The 391-nt window shown below is 46.3% G+C and carries 1 protein-coding gene; it reads right to left on the reverse strand.

The annotated features are described in order from the left end of the window. Positions 1-391 (reverse strand): hypothetical protein (locus tag AB4486_RS25195; protein WP_372119442.1); only part of this gene is annotated, 391 nt, incomplete at both ends.

A 391-nucleotide genomic window follows, 5' to 3' on the forward strand; every position in this document is an offset into this window, starting at 1 on the left:
AATTGATACTGGTTGGAATCATCACCATCACTATCAACAGCCACTACATCAAAGGAGATAAGCAGCTTATTTCTCGCCTCTGAGCTAGGCTCATGGTCTAGAGGACCAAGCAAGGTAAATGTGTAAGCACCATCATCAGTCAGAACTAATGTGAAAATTGGCGTTCCGCCAGGGTCAGTTGCACCTTGGTAGGTGGTCGTGTTAGCAGCACCTGTGATCTCAGTGATCTTAATACCTTCATTGCCAGACGATAGCGTCGCTTCCAACATTGAGATATTTCTCAATTCGTAAGTTTCAACTTGGTCAGCTCCTTCGGTCGTCACAAAACTTCCCGAGGCTTGCGTTGGTGTTCCAATCTCCTCTTCATCCACAACAAAGGTGCTGCCAACCT

This window comes from Vibrio sp. 10N.222.55.C6, assembly GCF_041473395.1.
In the GTDB taxonomy this organism is placed as follows: domain Bacteria; phylum Pseudomonadota; class Gammaproteobacteria; order Enterobacterales; family Vibrionaceae; genus Vibrio; species Vibrio crassostreae_C.